The organism is Syntrophorhabdaceae bacterium (assembly GCA_028698615.1).
Classification (GTDB): domain Bacteria; phylum Desulfobacterota; class Syntrophorhabdia; order Syntrophorhabdales; family Syntrophorhabdaceae; genus Delta-02.
Window position 1 is genome coordinate 1 of record JAQVWF010000116.1, and the last position, 2,918, is coordinate 2,918.

Below are 2,918 nucleotides of genomic sequence, written 5' to 3' on the forward strand. Positions count from 1 at the left end.
AACAGTCTGTAAAGCCGTCACTTGACCAACAGGTCGTGTCGTTCCTTTCCGTAGCGGGCCAATTGTTCCGGTGTCAAGGTCTCGGCGAGTTGTTTCTCTGTCGTTTTTCGCACCTGCGCAAGCTCCGAGTTTACGGCGGCGAGGTCGGGGTTCTCCAATTTCTCATATCGTGCTATTATGAAATCCTGTCTGTTCTTCTGGTCTGCCAGAATGGTCCCCACCCGTGCGTATTGAGCCACGTCGAGACCAAGCCGGTCCTTCAGGACGTTCACATCGGCAATCCCCTTATTGGCTGTGCGCAGAGACCGGAAGTAAAGGGCATTGTACCGCCGGGACAATTTCTCCCGCCGTGCGCGCAGTTTTGCCCTTTGTCCGTCGTTGAGCTTCTCCTTTACGAGATCGAAACCCTGGTCGAAGATCTTCTTGAGCTCCGGCTGGTAAGACGCCCTGATGGCGGTCGCCTTTGCATCCGTCGCGATGATTATCCTTTCGATGTCTGCTTTCTGGGAGGCGTCCAGTCGAAGGTCGTCGTTGAGTTTATTCACGATCTCGCTCACCCTCTCTTCGGAACTGCGGTGCCCTTCGGGCTGATGCCCCTGCAGTTGATGTTTGAAATATATCCGGGTCCCCAGCGCACCGGCAAGGATTCCCACCAGCAGGACCAGCGCGAGAGTGATAATAAATTTTGCGTTATTCATGACTGCCCTCCCTGTCAACCGTTGTCGGGGCCCAGCAGGACCATCTCGACTGTATCATCGGCCATGAGCTGCGCCAGGTACGACTCCGCCGCCAGATCATAACGGAACACGGCAATGGTAAGGAAAATGATGATGGCGCAGGCGACGGGGCAAACCCTCCAGAAGAGCCTTCCCGATATGTCCCACCAGGGGGTGCCCTGCGTCTCGCAGGGCAGGTCCCGTATGCCGTTCATGACCCGCGTTTCCCATGCTTCGCCCGGTTCGGGTCCGCCGCGGTTCCTGTAAGCGGCGGCGAGGGCCTTCTCCAGTCTTTCTCTTCCATTTTCCAGGGATCCCATTGTATCCTCCTTCATTTCCTGCCGGCGTCCTTAAGGAGCTTACGAAGCTTCTTGCGCGACCGGAATGAGCGTATCTTCACGTTCGCCGTGCTCCATCCGAGGAGGCTGGCGGTCTCGCGAACTGACAGGCCCTCCAGATAGACAAGTTCAAGCACCATCCGGTCTTCGGGTGTCAATCTGGCCAGCGCCCAATTGAGAACGTCCCGCGCCTCGACCTGTCTGCCGATATCCTCGATGGAGACTCCGGCGGAACTGGTTTCGACCCGCTCGAGCCATTCGCGGTGCTCGTCGCCAAGAGAGCTCATGACAACCTCTTTGGACCTGTATGCGCGTCTCCAGTGGTCGTAGCAGGTTCGCGTGGCAATGGCCGCTATCCAGTGCCTGAACCCCTCGGGACCGGTGAACTTAGCGAGGGACTCGTAGACGCGGATGAAGGCGTCGTGAGCCACCTCTTCGGCATCCTCGTAGGGGATATGGCGATTGACTATCTTGAGCACGTACATCTTGTATTTCTTGAGGAGAAATGCGAAGGCATTGCGTTCGCCGTTGAGGACGCGGCTGATATACACGAGATCCGACGATTCGCGCCTGTCCTGTTCGACATGATCAATCACGGCAGATACCCATACAGGTCTGTTATAACAGAGCTGACCGGGCAGGGCAAGTTCCATGTCCGTGGGGCGCCCATCTCTTTGCCGCCTCGAGCCTGCCGGGAATGGGGCATGATTCCGCATCGCCGTTCCTGTTCCTGTCTCCCAAAGGTTGTTTTCCATCATTTTTTGTCGGGCGGTTCTTTTCCACCCACTCCTTCCCTCTTAAGTCGACGGATCCAACGAAAAGGTTACATGTAGTGAAAAGGGATGATGTTCCATAACGACCACTCAAACGGAATTTTACATTTGTTGTAACCGATTCCCTGCCGGCAGCGACTTCATAGACAGCATGATGAAAGAACTGATAACGCGGATCAAAAACTTTAGCGACAAGGAGCCCTCCATGGAAGAAACTCGTGACGATACCCCGTACATAATGAAGGTCCTCGGGTCGGCGGCCCCCGGGAAGGGGTTGAAGAAGAAAACGATATGGTTCGCCTCGGTCGCCGCCGCACTTCTTCTTGCGGGGGCGGTGGTCTTGTACGCATCCACGGGAAGGTCGGATGTCAGCTACAGGACCTCGGAGGTGAAGAAGGGCGACCTGACCGTTACCGTCACCGCTACAGGGACGCTTCAGCCTGTCGAGCAGGTGGAGGTAGGCACGGAGGTGTCGGGAACGATCAAGGCTGTTCTTGTGAACTACAACGATAAGGTGAAAGAAGGGCAGGTTCTCGCAAAACTGGACACGACAAAACTGGATGCCCAGGTTCTCCAGTCGGAAGCGACACTGAACTACGCCAGGGCGAAACTCCTCGAGACGCAGGCCACCGTGTCGGAGACGCAAAGCAAATTGAACCGTTTCAAGGAGAGTTTGGAACTCAGCGGTGGAAAAGTTCCCTCCCGCACCGAATACGACTCTGCCGATGCGGCCTTTAAACGGGCAAAGGCACAGGAAGCCACCGCCCGGGCGGACATCGCAAAGGCGCAGGCGACGCTCAAGGCCAACCGGTCCGATCTGGCCAAGGCGACCATACGTTCCCCGATAAACGGGATCATCCTGGAGCGGAAGGTGGAACCTGGCCAGACCGTTGCCGCGTCCCTCCAGACGCCGCTCCTTTTCAAGCTTGCGGAGGATTTGGGACAGATGGAGCTCCGCGTCTTCGTCGATGAGGCCGATGTGGGTCAGGTGAAGGAGGGCCAGATCGCCATCTTCACCGTTGACGCATTCCCGGAGAAGAAATTCCCGGCCCGCGTCAGGGAGGCTCGTTTCGCCGCAACGACAGAGAACA

4 protein-coding genes are annotated in these 2,918 nt (G+C 56.9%); 1 reads left to right on the top strand and 3 read right to left on the bottom strand.

Translation table 11 applies throughout. From position 1 onward, the window contains the following. Positions 1-17 precede the first annotated feature (17 nt). The 3 genes from PHC90_14960 to PHC90_14970 are packed head-to-tail and all read right to left on the bottom strand — an operon-like array spanning position 18 to position 1,650. Positions 18-698 (bottom strand): hypothetical protein, encoded by a 681-nt coding sequence (locus tag PHC90_14960; GenBank protein ID MDD3847647.1) that lies wholly within the window; start codon positions 696-698, stop codon positions 18-20. A 14-nt stretch (positions 699-712) separates the two neighbouring features. After that, entirely contained in the window at positions 713-1,036 is a 324-nt protein-coding gene (locus tag PHC90_14965; protein ID MDD3847648.1) for a hypothetical protein, read from the bottom strand. Positions 1,037-1,047: 11 nt separating this feature from the next. Continuing rightward, positions 1,048-1,650: an RNA polymerase sigma factor gene (locus PHC90_14970; GenBank protein MDD3847649.1), complete on the bottom strand. Its 603-nt coding sequence runs from the start codon at positions 1,648-1,650 to the stop codon at positions 1,048-1,050. Positions 1,651-2,032: 382 nt separating this feature from the next. On the opposite strand from PHC90_14970, the gene PHC90_14975 reads away from it, so the two are divergent. Then, the coding region (locus PHC90_14975; protein MDD3847650.1) for an efflux RND transporter periplasmic adaptor subunit at positions 2,033-2,918 on the top strand (886 nt) is incomplete at its 3' end.